Origin of the sequence: Virgibacillus sp. MSJ-26, from assembly GCF_018918075.1 — a bacterium.
In the GTDB taxonomy this organism is placed as follows: Bacteria; Bacillota; Bacilli; order Bacillales; family Amphibacillaceae; genus MSJ-26.
Genome location: NZ_JAHLPW010000002.1, coordinates 87,612 through 108,451, shown reverse-complemented (window position 1 = coordinate 108,451; position 20,840 = coordinate 87,612). Strand labels below are relative to the sequence as shown.

The window sequence follows — 20,840 nt, the reverse complement described above, 5'->3', positions numbered from 1 at the left end:
ACTATTCACTCCTTCTTTAATAATATTTGCAGCGTGCACCATCTGCAGAGCAACTCACTAGATTAAAAGATAACTAAATAAAAGCGCTTTCACAATAAGGATGTTGTTGATTTTTTTATGTTTATTGCTAAATTATTTGACTCTTTAGAAATGTGGGTATATAGTACTGGGTCTTTCTTTAGACGGCATAGATTAAAAGTCCTCTACCTAAAAATGCAGAGAGACTAATCGACTAGGATGTTTCGGCTGGTCATTTTCTCTAAATATATAGTCCGCTCTTTTCTAAAAAAAAAGCTTGAAAACTAATCTTTATTAGTTTTCAAGCTCTTTTAGAGTGTTATTTTTTGCTTAACGTTTCTCAATTTGCAATTGTTCTTTACACCACTCAACCTTATCCGGATCAATATGTCCTGTCTTCTCTTCCATAGCATTAAGGACACCCATACTTAATCCATGTTTAATCAATTGATGTGGCTCAAGTTTTTTCGAGAGTCCATCCGCAAAGCCGGCGATCACAGAATCTCCTGATCCTACTGGATTAACTGCTTCAACCTTTGGAATCGATGCCCGGTAGATATTTTTCCCATGTTTAATAATGGCACCTTCCGCACCGAGGGTGACGACTACCCATTCAACACCGGCAAATAATGAATCCTTTAAAGCCTCAACAACATCATAGTCAGTCGTTAGTTCCTTCCCTAGTAAATCTGCTATTTCTGTTTCATTCGGTTTGATTAAAAACGGCTTATCGTCGTGATGCAAAGCCTTTTCTAGAAGTGCACCACCAGTATCAAGTAGAACAGGCGTATCATTTTCACTGGCAATCGTAAGCAACTTATTGTAAAAGTCTTTATCTAAGCCTTGTGGCAAACTTCCAGACATCGTCACAATTTCTGATTCTTTGACAGCCGAACGAAACTTCTCCATAAAATCTTGTGGTTCTGATGATTTAATTTCGGGGCCACCTTCAAGAATTTCGGTTTGATGCCCTCCATCATGAATGACTGCAATACAATTACGGGTAGCACCATCACAATCAACAAAATAATCCTTAATGCCGTTTACCTTTAGTTCTTCACGGATAAACGCACCTAAACTTCCTCCCAAGAACCCCGTTGCTCCAACCTTTTGGTCGAGCTGCTGGAGCACTCGACTTACATTTAAACCTTTCCCACCGGCTGTTTTGGATACATCTTTTACACGATTACTTGCATCAATATCAAATTTCTCTAGTTTATAACTAATATCAACCGATGGATTTAAGGTAACTGTTAAAATCATTTAATGACACCTCTTTTGTTAAGTAAGAATAAAATTAATCTTTGCTCATAGGGATTTTATTTTTAAAAGGCAGAAACATAATACATCAAGCAGCTTCCCACTTCATGATTGTTCCTGCCTTAATAGATTACAATATTTCCATTTATGCTTTGCCATCACTCATACAGATTAATATTTTTTCAATCGCTGCTTTTTTCATAGCGTCTTTAGCAGGTCCAAAATATTTACGTGGATCTGTTTCATCAGGATGTTCAATCATGTGATTGCGTAAAGCATTTGAGAATGGAATCTTGAGTTCAGTTGACACATTCACTTTAGCGCACCCTAAAGAAATACACTTTTGTACATCTTCTTTTGCTATACCAGAAGCGCCGTGAAGTACGATTGGAATGTCAACTAAATTCTTAATTTTTTCTAAGCGGTCAAAATCAAGATTTGGTTTTGATTCATAAACACCATGTCCTGTTCCAATGGCTACAGCTAGTGAATCAACGCCAGTACGTTCAACAAATTCCTCAACAGTATCAGGATCAGTATAGATTGCGTCGCCTACTTCGACAATCATATCGTCTTCTTGACCAACGAGTCGGCCAAGCTCGGCTTCAACTGTTGCACCGTTGGCATGAGCAGCTTCAACGACTTTTTTCGTTAATTCAATATTTTCATCAAACGTGGAATGCGAGCCATCAATCATGACTGACTTCGTACCAAGTTCCAATGATTCTTCAATTGATTCTAACGTTTCATGATGATCTAAATGCAGAGCAATCGGAATGTCATTTTCTTTAGCTGCGACTTCAGCGATAGCTTGCACATATGCACGTCCCGCATAATTCATCGTCCCAGGCGTAGCCGCTAAAATCACCGGTGATTTCATTTCAACGGCAGCTTCTACAACCGTTTGAATGGTTTCTAGATTGTGTATATTAAAAGCAGGAACAGCATATCCTTCTTTTCTAGCTTTGATGAGCATATCTTTTGTATTTTGAATATTGGCCATGTGTTTCACTCCTAAGTTACTTATAAAGTTACTATTTTAGTTGTTTACATGATAGACATAAAATGATTAACTACACTAAGAAACTATTAAACTAAATCTTTTATTGCATTTCTGCTTGTTTTTCTTCTTCGTATACTTTATTGCGTTTCTTCATTTGTTTTACATACCAGAAGAATAGGCCAATATATGCTGCTAGAGCACCTAAAGCGGCAAGAACTGGTCCTAGATTAAATCCATCAGTTGCTTTACCTATTAAAATAGCAAGGAATTTCTCAACTGGTCCTTCAAGAGTAGAGTGTGTAATAAGTGCGCCACCTTCAATTCCTGATGGCATTGCTCCAACAGAGCTTGCTACATCTGTAACAAATGGTGCGATGGCAGTACCTGACCATAAGAATACAGGGATCATAATCGTACCAATAAGAATCATACGAATGATTTTACCGCGACAAACAACAAGTAAAGCAGGTGTTAATCCGATAGCGATAATACCACCCAAAGGAAGAATACCATTACCAGGTAAAATTAAGGCAATGAAAAGCATAATTGGAGCTAACACGTTTGCTGCAGCCCACATTTCTGGACGTGCGGCAAGGAAAGGCCAGTCAATTCCAATATTAAAAGTTCTGCCTTTTAGACGTTTACTCATAAAGTCAGTAATACCTTGTGATATTGGTTCCATAGCAGCAATAAACCATGTACCAACGATAGAGAATAACTCAAGTGCTGTACCACCGATAAACGCTAATGTGAAAATAGTTGAAGGTGATTGTTGACCTAGTAAACCTACAAACGCACCTAAATAAATACCGATAGCAAACTTACTTCCCCAGAATCCAATTTTTTCATTAAGCCATGCTGCGTCAAAGTCATACTTGTCTAAGAATGGTAAGACTTTTTCAAAAATCTTATCAAATAACATGATTAACGGATTAAGCATAAAGTTTAAATGTGTTGTCGTTGTTGGGTTTGCATCAGGCATATCCAACAAATCATTAAAGGTTGGTTTCATTAAGTCAGCATTGATAAATTTCATTACTCCTAATAAAATAACAAGTAATGTAGCGATTAATAGGTTGTTAGAATAATGCATGACGAGTAAACCGATGATAGATAAATGCCAGAAGTTGAATATGTCTACGTCAAGTGTATTCGTTTTATTCATACCTAATAATACTAAGTTGACAATCACTAAAATCATTAGGAAAAAAAGTGTATATGCTGAACCCCAAGTGATTGTTGCCAGTGGCGCCCAACCTACGTCGGTGATGTTTAGTTCAATCCCAGTTGACTTAACAAAGTCTTGTAGGGCCGGAGCAAAATTTCCTGTTAGTATATCAATAACAGCTCCAATACCTGTTAAAGCAATCGCTAACTTTAAACCACCCTCAAGGGCTTTACTTACTTTAACCCTCATTACGACGGCTAGCAAAGTAAGCAAAATAAACATCATGGGTGCTGCACCTAAATCAATGATCGGCTGAAAAATAGCGTTTGCAAATTTTATTATCGCATCCATCTGTTAGTACTCCCTTCTCTTGAAAATCTTTATTTTTCTAAGTCTTTGATAACGTTTTCTAATTCGTCAAAAACAGGATCCGCCATGGCCGGGATACGATATAAAATTGGGCCTGCTTCTACGGTAGGAATATTAACATCGAAACTAAACTTCATTTTTGAAATTGGTGCAAAGACATCATATTGATCCATCATATCTTTATTTATGTCTTTTACTACAACAGCATCTACTTTGACGTCATGACCTCTCTTTTTCATTTCTTCCTCAATTGCTGATTTAATTTGGTGACTAGAGTTAATACCTGCTCCACATGCTGCTAGAATTTTAATCATTTAAAATCTCTCCTTTTATATTAATTATTTATTAAAAACTCATAAATCTCCTCAGTTGTTTCTTTTTGTTCTAAATTTCTCATATTCTCTTCATTAGTCATAAAAGCCATTAAACTTGATAATACATTAGTTTGGTTTGTTTTTTCGTCATTGATAATAAAAAATAAATAATTAACCTTTAGTTTTTGATCAGGTGCAATCATATTATGAAATGCAACGTCGTGTGCCAATTTCACAAATACAACCGCTTTCGTCTTACAGTATTCTGTCTCTGTGTGAGGTATTGCTACATTGGGTAAACCCTCCGCAACAGGGGCTAAATCTAATCCTGTTGGGTAATTATGTTCCCTTTCGATGATGGCGTCTATAAATTCGTCATTAACAAGTTCTTTATCTAATAGAAATGATCCAACTTCTTTAAAAACTTCTTCTTGTGTCTTTGCGTCGCTTTTTAAAATTAAATCTTTATTGTATAAGGATTGAACAGTTGCCATCTACTCACCTCCTTTATGAGATTAGGATAAAACTAAATATTAGTTATGAAATGACGAACAATTTTAAGTGAGTGCTATTCACTTTGAAAAATACTTCGCTTTCATGTTAACTAAATACTTCTGTCCCAATCTCTGTTATTCAACATCTATTAATCGTGGTATTCCCCACGGTCCCACTTTTCAAGAAATTCATCGAAAAAATGCTCATTATTTATCTGATCTTTATTTCCACCAAGTGCATTGATTTTTTCAATCATTCGTTCATTTTCTTCTGTTTTCTTATATTCAGTTTCGAGAAATACATCAATAATATTTTCCATCAAGCCAACACCAACAATTCGACCACCCATAGCGAGAATATTGGCATTGAGATTTTCCTTAGCATATCTGGCCGTTTCGACGTCTCCCACAAGTGCAGCTCGAGCTCCTTTTACTTTGTTGGCACTTACGGATATTCCAACACCTGTTCCGCATATTGCAATTCCTAAATCGGCTTCACCTGAAACAACTTTATCTGCTGTCTTCTTACCATAGATTGGATAATGAGTTCGCTCTTTGTCGTAAGTCCCATTATCAATCACTTCATGGCCTTTATCTTCTAAATATTTAACAAAATGATCTTTGATTTCAGTTACAATATGATCGCAACCAATTGATATTTTCATCTTTTTCACTCCTAACACATTTTATTTAGCATATCGACACGAACTTGGTGCCGGCCACCGTCATATTCAGCTTTAACAAATGTTCCTGCTATTTTTTCAGCCAATTTTTCTCCAACAATTCCTGAACCGATTGTAATAACATTGGCATTATTATGGCCTCTAGTCATAAATGCTGAATGTTCATCAAACGTATTGGCACAAATAATTCCTTTGTGCTTATTTGCAATCATGAACGGACCTGCGCCATATTCATCAACCACAATACCTTTATCTGCTTTTTCATTTTGTATGACATTGACCACACGGGTCGTTGCATCATAAAAATCTAAATCTTCTTCAGGTGTTTCGTCTTGAACACTATATCCTAAATCAGTAAGATAACTTTTTAGATGTTCTTTTAACTCAAAACCTTTTGCATCACTGCCTATAACTAATTTCATTTTGAAGCCTCCTAATCATTGGTATTATTTAACAATGTCACATTTATCTTTATAAAAAACCTCATACTCTGGTGGAAGTTCTGGATCTGTAATAATCGCATCTATAATATTTACATCACATAATACTTGAAAAGCTTCTACACCAAACTTGGTACTATCGGCTAAGACGTAATTTCTATCAGAGTTTTTTAAAATAATCTGTTGCACAACACCTTCTTCTTCTTCAGCTGTTGTTATGTGATTTTCTTTAATCCCGTTTGTACCAATAAAGACCTTATTTACCTTAATATCCTGCATCCACTTTCTAGTGAAGTACCCAATGAATGTACCTGTTCTTTCTCTAAGTTTTCCACCAATCAAAATTAGATCAAATCTAGAATCCTCTTTAAATCGGTTAAAAATAGAAATAGAATTTGTAACGACTTTTGCTGAGTTAACATTGATATAATCATAGATTTGCTCAGTTGTAGTTCCAGATCCAATAAATATAATATCGTTATCTTCAATTAAGGCTGCAGCTTTTTTGGCGATATGTTTCTTTTGCTTAATATTTAGGGATTTTTTTTGCGTATGAGAAAGTTCGGTATATTGATCTGTTTTCTTTTGTCGTTTCTTCGCACCACCATGTACTCTTTCGATTAACCCTTCTTCCTCTAATTCAACTAAATCTCGACGAATTGTCATTTCAGCTACATCTAACAGTTGGGAAGCGTCTGATACTTTCAGAAAACCTTTTTCATCAATTAAGTCAATAATTTGATTTTGTCGATTTACTTTTAACATTTCTCGCCTCCTTACTGTTCTTTTATGTTCTAATTTGTTTTACAATGTAATTATAATATATGAAAGCGGTTGAATCAAGAGGGAAATATGTTCGTTCAAACAAAAGTCATAGATTTATTCATAAAAAAAACATCGAGCCTATCAAATAAAGCATAGGTTCGATGTTAGTTCACTTATTAATTGTTTAACAAGCCGCTCGTAGTAATTTCACTTAAAAACTGATATAAACCATGATTATCATAAGGTTCTTGAGTAACGATACTCGTTCTTTTTTTAACCACATCAGGCGCATTTTTCATTGCAACCGAATACGAACACAATTCGAACATCGGTAGATCATTTTCTCCATCACCAATGGCCATCAATTCATCTTCTGAAAGATTAAGCTTATTAAGCAAAATCCTTAAGCCAGTAGCTTTGTTGACACCCTCCTTCATTATTTCTACGTTATGAAGAGAAGAAGAGGAAGTTGTAAAAGGTTTATGTTGTTTCACATCCTCTAAAATTTGTTTCCATTTGTTCATTTTCTCATAATTCATGCTAAAGAAGTATATTTTTACGATATTACTATAATCTAAGCGCTCAACCCAACTGATTCCAGATTTAATAGCCCATTTTCGTGACTGGATTTCATTTTCCTTTAATGTGTCTGGAGTAGATTGTTTCATTTCAGCTTGTAACACTTTTTTATCTTCTTCTAGAGCGTGTCGTCCCCCATGAATAGAATGGACTTCATAATAAATTTGATGTGTTTGCGCTAGCTGAATGACTTCTTTCACTAATTCGCTATCTAAGTGATGTTGCATGACTTCCGTTTCTCCGATATAACATCCCATACCATTAGAAGTGACTGCACCATCATACGGAAACTGATCAGGTATAATTTCCTCTATTTCCTCGAATGTTCTACCAGTTACCAAGAATACCTTCACATCTTTACGGCGGATTTCCGATAAAATTTCTACTAGATTATCATGTATTTTATTATTTGCATCTAAAAGAGTTCCGTCCATATCTAATGCAATTGCTTTGATGTTCATACACCTAACCACCTTTATTTACTTGTTAAAATTTAAAAAATCAAGCAGTTATTGACCGCTTGATTTTTTAATAAAGAAAATTATCTCTCGTAAATTGTCACACCTTTTACCACACGGTTAATTCGACCGGTAGGGCTTGGATTATCTGGGGTGATGCCAAGTTGTATAGACTTTCTCATTGCTAATGCTTGAGCAAATACTACGTACAGTAATGCTAATTCGAAATCACTATCAAAGGTCTTTTCTTCTGTGTTTACTTCAATCGTCCAATTGGCGAGTTCTTTAATTTCATCATCAGCCTGGTCAACTAATACAATAACATTTAAGTTTGATTCGTCAGCAGTAACTTCTCTTAATATATCCATATCATACTTGCGAGTATAAGGATCCTGAGACATAAACAATACAACTGCCGATTTATCATTTAAAATAGACTTAGGACCATGACGGAAACCTAATGAAGATTCATGTACTGCAACCACTTGACCTGATGTTAATTCAAGCATTTTCAGTGCTGCTTCATGAGATAACTGAGAAAGCAAACCAGATCCTAGGTAAATAATCCTTTCAAAGTCTGTCTCAACTATATCATCAAGGGTGACGCCAATATTTTCTACTAATTGATTCGCATTTGAAACCACATGGGCAAACGTATCTTTCGTAAATTCTTTCGGTGTAAATACAAAATAAGCTGCGATAATCATGCTTGAAAAGCTACTTGTCATCGCCATCGCTTGATCGTGTGCTTTTTCTGGAGTTAAAATAGTTAAACTGTTTTCATCATCTTTTGAGTTAACAGCTAACTTACCATCTTTATTACAGGTGATATTGATTTGATAAAAGTCATCAACAATATCCTGCCCTAGATTCACAGCCGCCACACTTTCAGGGCTATTCCCAGAACGTGCAAATGATACGAGTATGGTAGGTGTTTCTTTATATAAAAATTCAGTTGGATTTGAAACCAGGTCTGTAGTAGCAATGGATTCAAACTGAACGTGGCCTTGACTCTGACGTCTTAATTCAGGTACAAGGGTATCACCGGCAAATGCAGAAGTCCCAGCCCCAGTGAAAATAACGCGAACAGAATCATGTTTTTCATAGATTGATTTAATAAAGCCCCTTGTTGAGTCACTATTTTCAAGAAGCGAATCAATCATTTCTTGCCATACTTCTGGCTGTTGAAAAATTTCTGTTGCTGTATTCATCGCTTTATTTTGTTCGAGATCCTGTTTAGTTAAATTAAACATCGATATTCCTCCTGTTAAAGTTTTCCATGGTTATGTTGTCATAACCAGTTAAAGCAATATGCATGATTTCTTTAAGTTAGTTCCACTGTATAATAAAACTTATCACCTCGTGCAACACTCGTCGTATACTCAATTAGCGTCTCATTATAATAGGCAAGACGTTTTACAAGCATGGCAGGGTGATCTTCTCTCACCATTAAATGACTTGCTTCTTCGTGACGGATTGTTGTAGCTGAAAAACGCTCCATTGCTTTCGTGACAACAACGCCATACTTATCTGAGAAAATATCATACATTGGTTTATTCACTAGTTCATCTTTTATTAAATTCGGAAAAACCCTACATGGTAAAAATGAGGTTTCATACATGAGTGGTTCGCCATCTGCTAAACGTAGACGAGTGACTTGATAGACACTATCTAGTGGTTCTAACTCCATTTTTTCAGCAAGTCGTTCATCTATAGTGATTTTATTAAAAGATAGGACTCTTGTGGTTGGCTTTTTTCCAATTTTACTCATTTCCTCCGTGAAACTATAAAGTTTAACTAATTTTTGATTATATGATTTAGGTGCGACAAACGTGCCTTTTCCATGAAGTTTATAAATATATCCTTCTCTTTCAAGTTCTTGAAATGCTTGCCTTACTGTAATTCTACTGAGTTCATATATATTACACAACTCACGTTCAGAGGGAAGCTTGTTATGCTCTACGTAAGTTCCTTCATTAATTTTTTTGATGAGTTCCCTCATTAATTGTAAATATAAAGGAATCTTACTTGTTTTATCCATGTGAATCCCCCACCTCACTACCATCTAGCTGCATATCAAATCTCATTATATATTCAATCTTAGCAAAAGACAATCATGACACCATATCTTTTAAATTCTCTATTATAAAAAATCGTTCGATACCGAAGATCTATTGACTAAATTCCATCATTGGTTTCCTGTTCTTTTACAGTTTTCATTTTAAACTCTTTTATATTATTCTTTCCTTCTGCTAATACCAGTTCTACAAATGAATTAAGATCTGATTCACGTTGAAACACAGCTGATAAAAGCATGGGAGAGTTGGTTCCTCCAATAACTCGTACATTTTCTCTTTCAGCTGCTAATTTACTGCTTACATTAAAAGGCGTACCTCCCGCTAAATCTGTAAAACAAACTACTCCATCTCCATTATCAACTTCTTCTATCGCCTTTTCTAATTCTTCATGTAATTTATTTTGATCATTTTCAAATGGGATTACTTTAATTTGATCAATTTCTCCTGTAATTAACTGAATGGATTCTAACATTCCATTCGGGAAAGCACCGTGTCCTGTCAAAACTAAACCAATCATTTAAACCATCCTTTCTAACAACCTTTCTATGGAATATACCCACCCTTAAGAGATAAATATATTCCATAGTTTAAAATTAAGTTCTACTCAATAATATGAAATTTGTATGTCGTCTTACATTATTCCTAAGAAAGCTCCTAATAAACCTACTAAAACGGTTAACCCGATTAATAATAAAGGAGAGCGTCCTCGTTTTAATAGCCAATAAACTAATAAAGTATACACAATTGGTAATAGACCTGGCATGATATCATCCAAGACTTCTGTTTGGATGTCTAACTCTGCCTCACCAGAAACCCAAACATAGTCTATTTCGAATGCAACGAATGTCGCTATAAGTCCACCGACAACTGTCAAACCTACAATTGAAGCTGCACGTGAGATTTGTTGTGTACTTTCTTTTAATTTTGCAATAGCACTGACTCCTGCTTCATAACCGAACTTCATTAAACCAAAACGAGTACCGAAGTGAATAATATTAAATACGACTATAAAAATAATTGGTCCTAGTATATTTCCCTCTATTGCCAAGGAAGCACCAATACTCGCTGTAATCGGAAGTAAAGTTAGATAGAATAGAGCATCTCCAATTCCACCTAAGGGACCCATTGTCGCAATCTTTATCCCTCTAATTACTTCCCTATCTTCCTTATTTTGTTCCATTGCGAGAATAATTCCCATGATAAATGTAACTAGAAACGGGTGTGTATTGAAAAATTCTAAGTGATCTTTCATTGCTTTACTTAAGTCTTTTTTATTCTTATGCGCTTGTCTTAATCCTGGAAGAATGGAATATAACCAACCAGCAGCCTGCATTCTTTCGTAGTTAAAAGATGCTTGTAGAAGTAAAGATCTGTACGTTAACGTTCTTAGTTGTTTCGCATTCAGTTTTTCACTTGGAGTTGTATCCTGATATTCATAATTAGATACCATCTGTTATTTCCTCCTCTCGAGCGGGTGGATCTTGTTTACTTTTGTAGAAATCATACAATGCAATCGCTAGACCAATTAAGGCAATTGCCAATATTGGTAATTCTAAGTAGGCAGCTAATACGAACCCTACGATCATGAACATAATATATTCTTTTTTCAACATAATTTTCAGCAACATTGCAAATCCAATAGCTGGTAGGATACCCCCAGCAACACCTAATCCGTCAATAATCCATTCAGGGACAGATTCAACAATAGCTGCTGCTTGATTCGCACCAAAGTAAATAGGCAGAAATGCAATTAATGCGTTAAATACAAATAAAATAGCAATACCTAGATAGTTAATATACTCTATCCCTCGATAATTAGCGTTTAAAGCAAATTCATCTGCTTTATGCATGACTGGAGAGAAAGCTGTAAAAAACAAAGTAATTAAAGCTTGAACTGCCACTGCAAACGGAATAGCTACCCCTACAGCTACATTTGGGTCTTGACCAGATATAATCCCAAATGCTGTACCAATAACCCCACCGATTACAACGTTAGGTGGCTGGGCTCCTGCAAGTGGAACCATCCCCATCCAAATGAGTTCTAATGTACCCCCAACTATTAAACCGGTTGTCACATCTCCTAAAATTAATCCAACAACTAATCCACTCACCACTGGGCGGTGAATGTGGGTTAAACCAACATAAAGGTCAATCCCGATAATACCTGCCCATAAGGCGATTAAAAGCGCTTCCATTAACATTAAAATACCTCCTTTTATAAAGTTTTATTTTAGAAGCTTCTACTAAGTTAGAAGCCTCTTAAAGAATGAAGGGATGAATAAATCTATAACATTCACAGCAAGTCTAAAAGATTTTGCCCTCTATCATTTGGTACTTTTCTCAAATCAAGTTTTACACCTAATTTATCTAATTCTTTAAAATCTGATATATCTTGTTCATTAACTGAAACTGTAGAAGATATTTGTTTTTTACCTTCTTCATAATGCATATTTCCTACATTTAACACATCAATCGGTACTCCACCTTGTTTTAACTTCAATGCATCTTGTACATCCTTAACAACAAGAAAAATCTTTTGTCTAGGCGACGCTTTATGGATAACATCAATCGTTTTTTGTAAAGAAAAATAACGTGCTTGAATGGTATCAGGCAATACCATGTCCATAAGATTTTGTTGTACTTCATCTTCAGAAACCTTATCATTTGCCACAACTAATAAATTTGCACCAAGGTGATTAACCCAGGTAACTCCTACTTGACCATGAACTAATCGATTATCAATTCTTGTTAATAAAATATTTGGACCTGACATAATATCTCTCCTCTGATTTCTTACTGTAATTTTTTAATAAATTTGCATGGTGGTTATGTTGTCATAACCAGATAAGTTAACCTCCTCTCTTGAAACATTTATCTTAGATTTAATACAAACAATAGAATTAATATTTTAAGCTATTCACAAAGTGGTAATTACCACTTGATTAAATTATATATTAAAAATATTTTAATGTAAAGGCTTTCTTAAAATTACTATACGCTACCTGTCATAATACTAGTACTTTTATTTTGAATTAGTTTTAAAAACAACAAATCATCATCTCTATTTGAATTTACCAAACTACGGAAGATAACATTAAAAAATCCAAGCAGATTTAGCTTCTGTTTGGATTTTCATCTGAAAAACTACTATACAAAATGAACATAAAAAAACAACTACAACTTCCTCACACTTTCCCTATAAACAATCTCAGTCGAAATAACGACTTGCTTAGCTATGTCTCTTCCTTGCAGCTGTTCCAACATTAAATCCACTGCTGTTTCTCCCATTAGTTCTGTAAAAACGCGAACTGTACTTAACGGGGGATAGAGATGTCTGGAAACGGATATATCATTAATACTCATAATGCTAACCCTGCCAGGGACAGCGATGCCATATTCATGTAGAGCACGGAGGCTGCCGATAGCCATCACGTCACTACTGATAACAAAGGCTGTGGGCAAATTTCCTCCATGTTCTTCGATCGCTTCTTTCATCAAACGATAGCCTTCATCGACAGAAAAGGCACCTACATAGGAAAAACGGCAATCAAGCAGGTTTTCTTCTTTTAATTTCTCGCTAAATGCTTTTTCTCGTATATTTTCTTTACCACCAATAAATCCAATTTGCACGTGGTTATTAGCAATAAAATAATCGAGTATTTTTTTCGTAGCACGCTCAAGGTTAACAACGACGGAATCATATTTATCCTCATTAGGTGATTGATCAACAAAAACCAAATTCGGTGAAATTCCATGTAGTTTTTTCACCTGTTTCGATGTGAACTTACCAATAGCAATAATCCCTTTAATTTGGTCTGCTTGGATATCGTTAATTGCCTCAAAAAAGTACATTTCTGGGGTGAGTTGTAGCGCTTTACATCGTTGCTCGACACCTAAACGAATGGAAAGATAATAAAGATCATTAAGCTCTTCACTTTCCGTATACCAATGCACCACGGCAATTTTTCCACCAACAGGTTTCTTTACAGTATGTTTATTATAGGACAATGCTTCGGCCGCTTCGAAAATACGCTTCTTCGTTTCATCTGTGACAGAAAGTGTCATATCATAGTTGAGCACGCGAGATACTGTAGCAGAAGAAACACCTGCTTTGATTGCTATATCTTTAATAGTGGACACTATATTCCACTCTCCCTTATCGATTCATTTCTCCTATATTCTAGCATATTTAACTTGTAGTGTATTCTTTAGATAGTTCATTGTAGAATTGATCCAATTCGATTGATGTACCTTTCTTTAATCTGGATTCTTCAGCCGCAAAAGCCATTAAATGGCTATCAAGAGAAGCACTTGCTGATGAGATGCTTTCACGCTTATCTGTTCGTTTAATATCAGATAAGAAGTCTTTCATAATCCCTCTGTCTCCACCACCATGTCCTCCAGTCGGATGGTTAAATTTAATAATGGTCTCCTGCTTGGTAAGAAAGTCATAAACGGAAATTTGATTATCATCCATTTTTCCACGTATTTCTCCCTTGGTCCCCATAATTTGTACAATACGGGTCTGTTCTCGCGTAAAGCCACACATACTGAACGTTGCAGTTGCCCCATCCTCGAATTCCATATTGACGACTTGATGGTCCACAACATTATTATCAAGCTGATAAACACATTTACCGTAATCTGTTTCATATAATGCGTTGATGATTCCTTCATTAGAAGTATCCTCAGTAAACTTTTTAGCCCAGCCCCGTCCTTCGCCAAGATAATAATGTCCTGCATGGAAAGGACACGAGTCTTCTGCCGGACAACCGTCGAGACAGTAGAGTGGCGCACCTTCAGGTTTATTTTCACGACGAAAATGCATGAGTGAACCATATGAACTGATACGTTCGCATTTCTTATCCAAAACATAACGAATAATATCCATATCATGGCAGGACTTTTGTAAAATCATTGGACTCGATTCTTCTTTATTGCTCCAGTTCCCGCGTACAAAACTATGGGACATATGCATAGCCTCAACGTTTTCATTAAGTTGTAAAGAAGCGACATCACCAATCGTGCCTTCAGCAATGATATTTCTGATTGCGGTCCAAAATTCGGTGTATCTTAGCACATGACAGATGGTCAATTGACGATTATATTTTTCAGCTTGTTTTTCCATGGCTATACATTCTTTTGGATCGGGAGACATCGGCTTTTCAAGCAAGACATGGTAGCCTAGTTGCAACGCTTTCATTGTTGGCTCGTAATGTTGTCGATCCATTGTACAAATGATAGCAATATCAGCTACTTTTCCCATGTTGAAGATTTCGTTCCAGGAAGAAACACAATCTGCTTCTGAAAGGCTGTGCTCGACCTTAATTCTTTCCCTTCTTTCATCATTCGGCTCAGCGACAGCGACTATCTTCAGTTCATTTGGATAGTCAAGAGCATAAGGCGCATAAGCTCTTGCTCCTCTGTCACCAGCACCAATTAAAATCGCAGTTGTTGGTTGCATATAAAAACCCCTTTTCCTTTTTAGTAAATGTTTTACTCAACATATTGTTAGAAATGCATTAAAACATAGTGACATTAACTAAATTTACTGTATTCTATAATAATAACGTTATTTTAACATAAATAAGATAATTTATAAAACTCTAAATTAGAATTGCAAAAAGAAAACGCTTAATGTATTATATGGGTTAAGTAAATAATTTAGTAAATGATTCAAGGAGGTTACTATGAATAAAAGGTTCAGAACATTACTACTAGTGATTACAAGCGTTTGTTTTATTATGGCTCTCGCTGCGTGTTCAGGAGGCGAAGATGAACAAGTCGCAACAAATGAAAGCGATGACACAACTGGTGAAGAACAAGAGCAAGTCTTAAACCTTACTAGAAAGAGCCAAATTCCTACGATGGATTCTTCAATGGCGACCGATGAGGCTTCCTTTCAGTTTTTAGGTCTTTCAATGGAAGGGCTTTACCGACTAGGTGAAGATGCTGAAGTGAAAGAAGGCATTGCCATTGATCATGAAGAAAGCGATGATGGTATGCAATGGACCTTCAACCTACGTGACGATGCCAAATGGTCAAATGGCGATCCAGTAACAGCAGATGATTTTGTTTATGCTTGGAAAAGAGCGGTAGATCCTGAAACAGGCTCCGAATACGGTCCTTACATGATGAACGGAGTCATAAAAAATGCTGAAGACATTAGTAAAGGTGATAAAGATGTAGATGAATTGGGGGTAACCGCAGAAGATGACTATACTTTAGTTGTTGATTTAGAAAAGCCTGTTCCCTACTTCGAATCACTTATGACGTTTGGTACATTCTTACCATTGAATGAGGATTTCATTAAAGAGCAAGGCGATGATTATGCTCAGACATCTGACACTCTTCTTTATAACGGACCATTTAAAATAGATGAATGGGAAAGCACAAGCGATTCTTGGATTGTCGTCAAAAATGAAGATTACTGGGATGCCGATACAGTTGAGCTAGAAAAACTAACATATGAAGTCGTCAAAGACGTCAGTACATCAGTTGATCTATTTGAGACTGGGAAAATCGACCGAACTGAGCTCAATTCGGATTTTGTTGATCAATTTGCATCATCTGAAGAGTATGCTACACGATCAAAGCCTGTGACGTATTACTTAAAATTAAATCAAACTCGTAATGAAGCTTTAGAAAATGAAAATATTCGAGCAGCCATCAGCCGTGCCTTTGATAAGCAAGCCTTAGCAGACGAAATACTGAATGATGGATCACTTGCCATCAATGGATTGATACCTGAAGATTTCGCACCTCTACCAGATGGGGATGGAGATATCAGAGAAGCTAACGGCGACCTAGTCGAGTACAATGTTGACGAAGCTAAGGAGTATTGGGAAAAAGGATTAGAAGAACTAGGCGAGGATTCAATTGAAGTAGAGTTCCTCGGTAGTGACAGTGATACTTCAAAAATAATGAATGAGTATCTAGTCAATCAACTAGAATCTAATCTTGATGGTCTCGATGTAACGCTAAAAGAAGTACCTGGAGAGCAAGCTTTAGATCTAGCTAATAATATGGATTATGATATTCAACTCTCTGCTTGGGGCCCAGATTACCTGGATCCATACTCTTTCATGAGTCTCTGGATCACCGACGGGGAAAACAATTTGATGGGTTACTCTAACGATAAATATGATGAATTAATGGAAGAAGCACAAAATGAACTCGCCAAGCCTGGCAAAGAACAAGAGCGATATGACAACTTCATTGAAGCTGAAAAAATACTTTTCGAAGACGCAGCTATTGCCCCTGTTTATCAGGAATTCGTTGCCATGCTCGTCGACCCTAAAATGGAGGGAGTCATTACCAATCCAATCGGGCCTACGTATGAATATAAATGGGCTAAAGTTAACTAATAGATTCAAAGAAAACCAGACATAGAATGAAAGTAGAACAAAAGCGCGGGGCGCCCGTTTAGCAACGTACGGACTGGACTGAGCCGTAGGAGATAAAGGAAACACGGTGAACGTAGTGAGCCGATGTTGACTTATCGTACGGAGGCGAAGGAAGTCTCGCTAGTTGCTGGGCGCCTTGCGCTGGACGTGGCCAATTTCAGTATAAAATTATCCACAGAAGTTTTAATGTTATAGTACGCTAAACAATAAGAAAATCCGAACGCCGATTTCTTTATAAATCAGCGTTCGGATTATTTTTTTACTTAATTTTATAGTAAGTGGAGATTCCTTTGAATGGCTACGCTGATGATGGTCTTTTGCTCCGGATTTGCGTGCCCATTTCATAGGCATAGCCTCAATTATGGTCTTTCACACCGGATTTCCACGCCCATTTCATCGGCAGAACACCAATCAGGTTTTTTTACCCCAGATTTCCTACACCCATGTCATCATCAGTAAACTCTAATTAAGACCCTTCACACATCGAAATCCAAGATTTCCTGATGAACTGTCTGGGGTATTCGAGGTACGTGCTGCTACTCGGTATCGGTTACAATAAGAATGGTGGCATAAATATGAACCTCCACGCATCACTCGGGTAGAACCATTTTGCGGTCCCTTCGGATTCTCTAATGGCCTTTCATTTTTATGATGTCTTGTAAACCAGTCAGCGCACCATTCCCATACATTACCTGCCATATTGTAAAGCCCGTAACCGTTCCGTGGAAAAGACTCTGCTGGAGCTGTTCCAAAGTAACCGTCCTCTTGGGTATTTTCATGTGGAAAAGTGCCTTGCCATATATTGCAGAAGTGCTCCCCATTCGGAGTTAATTCATCTCCCCAAGGATACTTCTTCTGCGTGAGTCCTCCTCGGGCAGCATATTCCCACTCTGCTTCAGTAGGAAGTCTTTTTCCAGCCCACTGACAATATGCTTGTGCATCGTTCCAAGAAATATGAATCGCCGGATGGTCAAGCCGCCCATCAATCGAAGAATCTGGTCCTTCTGGATGTTTAAAATCTGCTCCTTCAACAACCCACCACCAAGGGGTTTGCTGTACTCTTTGAGTGACACGAGATGCAGTCGTTTCACTTATTAAGTATTCAAAAACAAAAGACCATCCGAATTTTTCCGCATCAGTGATATAGTTTGTTTCATTAACGAACGATAAAAACTCTCGATTTGTCACTGTCGATTGATCAATATAAAAATCATCAACAATGACTTGTCGAACAGGTCCTTCACCATCCGCTGGGAATCCCTCTTGATCATGCGTTCCCATTAAAAATGAGCCACCTTTTATAAGGATCATATCTTCACTTCGATCAGTAATGGCTTGTCTTGTTATCGACTTATTTTTTTCTGCCGACACAGATTTATCTAATTGCTCTACGGACTCCCGACTAGCACTGCAACAACTTTTCACATGTTGCCTTTCATCATTCAGCATGAGTTCAGCCTCCTACTTTTCCTTTAATTTATTTAAAGTCGGCTTGGCTACTTTACCACTAATTAATCTCTCTCCATCTGTATAACCTTCTTCACGTCCAGTTAATTCATGAATTAACTGGTTCCGACGTAATTCTACATGATCCACATAGTCAGAAGACGAGGCTAAATTAACTAGTTCCTGAGGATCTTTTTCAAGATCAAAGAATTGTTCTTCTCCAGTGCGCGAAAACCAAATATATTTCTCTTTTCCGTCCGTTATATAGTGATAGCTCTTTTCACCAAATTCATGTTCACCATGAATATAATCTCGCCAAGTGTCAGTTTGCTGTTTCCAAAGTGGCAGTAAACTCTCGCCATCAACGGTCGGTGGTATATTTATATTTGCAACGTCTAACAAGGTCGGCATGATATCCCTTAACTCAGCCACTTGATTCAATTGAATATTTGTGTCTAATTTTAAGTAATTACCTGGATCTGACATAATTAAAGGTACTTTAGCGCTACCTTCATATGGCAATGACTTTCGAAATAAATGGTGATCTCCTAATAACTCTCCATGATCGGAAACAAATAAAATCACTGTATTATCATAAACGCCATATTCCTCCATCGCCATTAAGAATCTTCCAATTTGATGGTCAATATGGGTAATCAGCGCATAATAAGCAGCTTGTGCTTGTTTTAGGCGACGTTTCGGAACAATACCCTTTCCTGTCACCGGATTAAATCCACTTCGATCATCATCTGCGGTTGATGCCCAATCCCCAACAGGCGGATCTGGTAATTCAAGATCACGGTACATATCATAAAAAGCTTGTGGCGGATCAAAAGGTGGATGCGGTCTAACAAATGACATCTTTAAGAAAAATGGTTTCGATGGATCACGGCGTCTTAAAAAATCAATCGATTGTGTCGTCACCCAATTGGTTGGATGTAAAGCTTCAGATAATTCCCAAGGCCTAGCGACTGTAGATGAATTACAATCGAGTCCTAAATCGGTTAAATCAACTTGACTCCCTGCTCTTTCACGCAACCACGGTAAATAGTCATCTGTTTGTTCAAATGACTCAATCGTTTTTGTGGTATGTTTAAAACGGTTATAATGCATATAGCCATCGTGAAGAACGACATTATGGTACCCACATAAATTTCTGGTTGGATATGTGTGCATTTTACCGATACTTTGGGTATGATAACCAGCTTTAGCAAATTCTCCCGGCATTGTATGCTCATAATTCCACGGTACTTTATCTTCGTAACCAACACGCCCAGTTTTAGTTTGCGACATTCCGGTTAAAACTGAAGCGCGCGCGGGGACACATGAGGGCGTCGCCGCATAAGCATTATTAAAAAGCACACCATTTCGTGCAAGTTGATCCAAGTTGGGTGTATCAACAACTGGATGATCCAATATACTTAAACAATCAGCGCGCATTTGATCAACCATGATTAATAAAACATTTGGTTTCATAATCTATCCCTCTCTATTATTAATTATCCTTCAGTATGTATCTCACTCTTTTGCCCAGTAAAAAGCTTCTAGCCGAAAAGCTTTAAATCAATTCCGTGTAAAACTTACAACGATCCCCTCGTACTATAGATTTGCAAAACTCTACGGGTTTTTTCTCTGAATCATACGCAACTCTTTCAAGCAGCAGAGCAGGAGAACCAATATCAACCTCCAGATAATATTTTTCCTCTTCACGAATTAAAATTGGCTCAAATGTTTCTTTGGCGGAATTGACAATAACGTTAAAATAAGTGTTCAATATATCATATAATGGTGTTTGACTAACTAATTTTAATTTAGCTTCATTATCGATAATTCTTTTTGGTAAATAGGAAACTTCTAAAATAATTGGTTCTTCATTGGCGTACCTTAGCCTCCGGAGAGTAACTACTTTTTCACCTTTTTCAATTTTTAATTCCTTTGCCACCTTATGTGATGCTTCAATTGTTTTCACATCTAGAACAACATCATGTGGTTGCAAACCTTTTTTTCTTAAGACTTGGCTAAAGCTATAAAAAGCAGATAAAGATTGTTCTATTTTTGGCATACTAACAAAAGTGCCTTTTCCTTGAAGACGATAAAGAGTTCCTTCTTGCACTAAATCCTCAATAGCTTTTTTTGCAGTATTTCTACTTACATCAAATTTCTCATATAATTGATTCTCTGAGTAAATTTTATCTCCAGGCTTCCATATATTTTTATCTATTTTTTCTATTATATGTTCTTTTAGTTGCTGATATAGCGGCACAAAACTCGATGGATCTAGTTTGAATTTCTCCATATAGTTTTTTCTCCTTAATCTATATAATAAAATTAATATTTAAATAATGGTTTATGTCTTTAC

At 36.6% G+C, this 20,840-nt stretch carries 21 protein-coding genes; 1 reads left to right on the top strand and 20 read right to left on the bottom strand.

Going from position 1 to position 20,840, the window contains the following annotated elements; genetic code table 11:
• Positions 1–348: 348 nt before the first annotated feature.
• The 17 genes from pfkB to KQI49_RS01080 form a co-directional block, all read right to left on the bottom strand.
• Positions 349–1,281, bottom strand: coding sequence for a 1-phosphofructokinase (gene pfkB, locus KQI49_RS01160; RefSeq protein WP_216485987.1), 933 nt, complete (start codon positions 1,279–1,281; stop codon positions 349–351).
• A gap of 142 nt (positions 1,282–1,423) precedes the next feature.
• Positions 1,424–2,281: a tagatose-bisphosphate aldolase subunit GatY gene (gene gatY, locus KQI49_RS01155; RefSeq protein ID WP_216485985.1), complete on the bottom strand. Its 858-nt coding sequence runs from the start codon at positions 2,279–2,281 to the stop codon at positions 1,424–1,426.
• 100 nt (positions 2,282–2,381) lie between these two features.
• Complete coding sequence (locus tag KQI49_RS01150; protein WP_216485983.1) at positions 2,382–3,800, bottom strand: PTS galactitol transporter subunit IIC; 1,419 nt, start codon at positions 3,798–3,800, stop codon at positions 2,382–2,384.
• Positions 3,801–3,829: 29 nt separating this feature from the next.
• Positions 3,830–4,132 (bottom strand): PTS fructose transporter subunit IIB, encoded by a 303-nt coding sequence (locus tag KQI49_RS01145; protein WP_216485981.1) that lies wholly within the window; start codon positions 4,130–4,132, stop codon positions 3,830–3,832.
• Between the two features lie 20 nt (positions 4,133–4,152).
• Entirely contained in the window at positions 4,153–4,626 is a 474-nt protein-coding gene (locus KQI49_RS01140; RefSeq protein WP_216485979.1) for a PTS sugar transporter subunit IIA, read from the bottom strand.
• 149 nt (positions 4,627–4,775) lie between these two features.
• On the bottom strand, positions 4,776–5,291 hold the full coding sequence (gene lacB / locus KQI49_RS01135) for a galactose-6-phosphate isomerase subunit LacB (protein WP_216485977.1): 516 nt from the start codon (positions 5,289–5,291) through the stop codon (positions 4,776–4,778).
• A gap of 11 nt (positions 5,292–5,302) precedes the next feature.
• Positions 5,303–5,731 (bottom strand): galactose-6-phosphate isomerase subunit LacA, encoded by a 429-nt coding sequence (gene lacA / locus KQI49_RS01130; RefSeq protein WP_216485975.1) that lies wholly within the window; start codon positions 5,729–5,731, stop codon positions 5,303–5,305.
• A 24-nt stretch (positions 5,732–5,755) separates the two neighbouring features.
• On the bottom strand, positions 5,756–6,514 hold the full coding sequence (locus KQI49_RS01125; protein WP_216485973.1) for a DeoR/GlpR family DNA-binding transcription regulator: 759 nt from the start codon (positions 6,512–6,514) through the stop codon (positions 5,756–5,758).
• Positions 6,515–6,690: 176 nt separating this feature from the next.
• Positions 6,691–7,554 (bottom strand): HAD family hydrolase, encoded by an 864-nt coding sequence (locus KQI49_RS01120; RefSeq protein WP_216485972.1) that lies wholly within the window; start codon positions 7,552–7,554, stop codon positions 6,691–6,693.
• A gap of 80 nt (positions 7,555–7,634) precedes the next feature.
• Positions 7,635–8,804: an SIS domain-containing protein gene (locus KQI49_RS01115; RefSeq protein ID WP_216485970.1), complete on the bottom strand. Its 1,170-nt coding sequence runs from the start codon at positions 8,802–8,804 to the stop codon at positions 7,635–7,637.
• Positions 8,805–8,875: 71 nt separating this feature from the next.
• A complete protein-coding gene (locus KQI49_RS01110) occupies positions 8,876–9,592 on the bottom strand; it encodes a GntR family transcriptional regulator (RefSeq protein WP_216485968.1) in 717 nt (238 codons plus the stop codon).
• Positions 9,593–9,729: 137 nt separating this feature from the next.
• Positions 9,730–10,146, bottom strand: a complete 417-nt coding sequence (locus KQI49_RS01105; protein ID WP_216485966.1) for a PTS sugar transporter subunit IIA — start codon at positions 10,144–10,146, stop codon at positions 9,730–9,732.
• Between the two features lie 114 nt (positions 10,147–10,260).
• Positions 10,261–11,079, bottom strand: a complete 819-nt coding sequence (locus tag KQI49_RS01100; protein ID WP_216485964.1) for a PTS system mannose/fructose/sorbose family transporter subunit IID — start codon at positions 11,077–11,079, stop codon at positions 10,261–10,263.
• A complete protein-coding gene (agaW, locus tag KQI49_RS01095; RefSeq protein WP_216485962.1) occupies positions 11,069–11,830 on the bottom strand; it encodes a PTS N-acetylgalactosamine transporter subunit IIC in 762 nt (253 codons plus the stop codon). Before agaW ends, KQI49_RS01100 begins: the two co-directional genes overlap by 11 nt.
• A 92-nt stretch (positions 11,831–11,922) precedes the next feature.
• Complete coding sequence (gene agaV, locus KQI49_RS01090) at positions 11,923–12,402, bottom strand: PTS N-acetylgalactosamine transporter subunit IIB (protein WP_216485960.1); 480 nt, start codon at positions 12,400–12,402, stop codon at positions 11,923–11,925.
• Positions 12,403–12,803: 401 nt separating this feature from the next.
• Entirely contained in the window at positions 12,804–13,769 is a 966-nt protein-coding gene (locus KQI49_RS01085) for a LacI family DNA-binding transcriptional regulator (protein ID WP_216485958.1), read from the bottom strand.
• A 49-nt stretch (positions 13,770–13,818) separates the two neighbouring features.
• Entirely contained in the window at positions 13,819–15,093 is a 1,275-nt protein-coding gene (locus KQI49_RS01080; protein ID WP_216485956.1) for a Gfo/Idh/MocA family protein, read from the bottom strand.
• A gap of 226 nt (positions 15,094–15,319) precedes the next feature.
• Here KQI49_RS01080 and KQI49_RS01075 point away from each other — a divergent pair, with 226 nt between their 5' ends.
• Positions 15,320–16,996 (top strand): peptide ABC transporter substrate-binding protein, encoded by a 1,677-nt coding sequence (locus KQI49_RS01075; protein ID WP_216485953.1) that lies wholly within the window; start codon positions 15,320–15,322, stop codon positions 16,994–16,996.
• A 501-nt stretch (positions 16,997–17,497) separates the two neighbouring features.
• On the opposite strand, the gene KQI49_RS01070 is transcribed toward KQI49_RS01075, so the two are convergent.
• The 3 genes from KQI49_RS01070 to KQI49_RS01060 form a co-directional block, all read right to left on the bottom strand.
• Positions 17,498–18,484: a formylglycine-generating enzyme family protein gene (locus tag KQI49_RS01070; RefSeq protein WP_216485952.1), complete on the bottom strand. Its 987-nt coding sequence runs from the start codon at positions 18,482–18,484 to the stop codon at positions 17,498–17,500.
• 12 nt (positions 18,485–18,496) lie between these two features.
• Positions 18,497–19,957: an arylsulfatase gene (locus KQI49_RS01065; protein WP_216485950.1), complete on the bottom strand. Its 1,461-nt coding sequence runs from the start codon at positions 19,955–19,957 to the stop codon at positions 18,497–18,499.
• Between the two features lie 82 nt (positions 19,958–20,039).
• Positions 20,040–20,777, bottom strand: a complete 738-nt coding sequence (locus KQI49_RS01060) for a GntR family transcriptional regulator (protein ID WP_216485948.1) — start codon at positions 20,775–20,777, stop codon at positions 20,040–20,042.
• Positions 20,778–20,840: the final 63 nt, after the last annotated feature.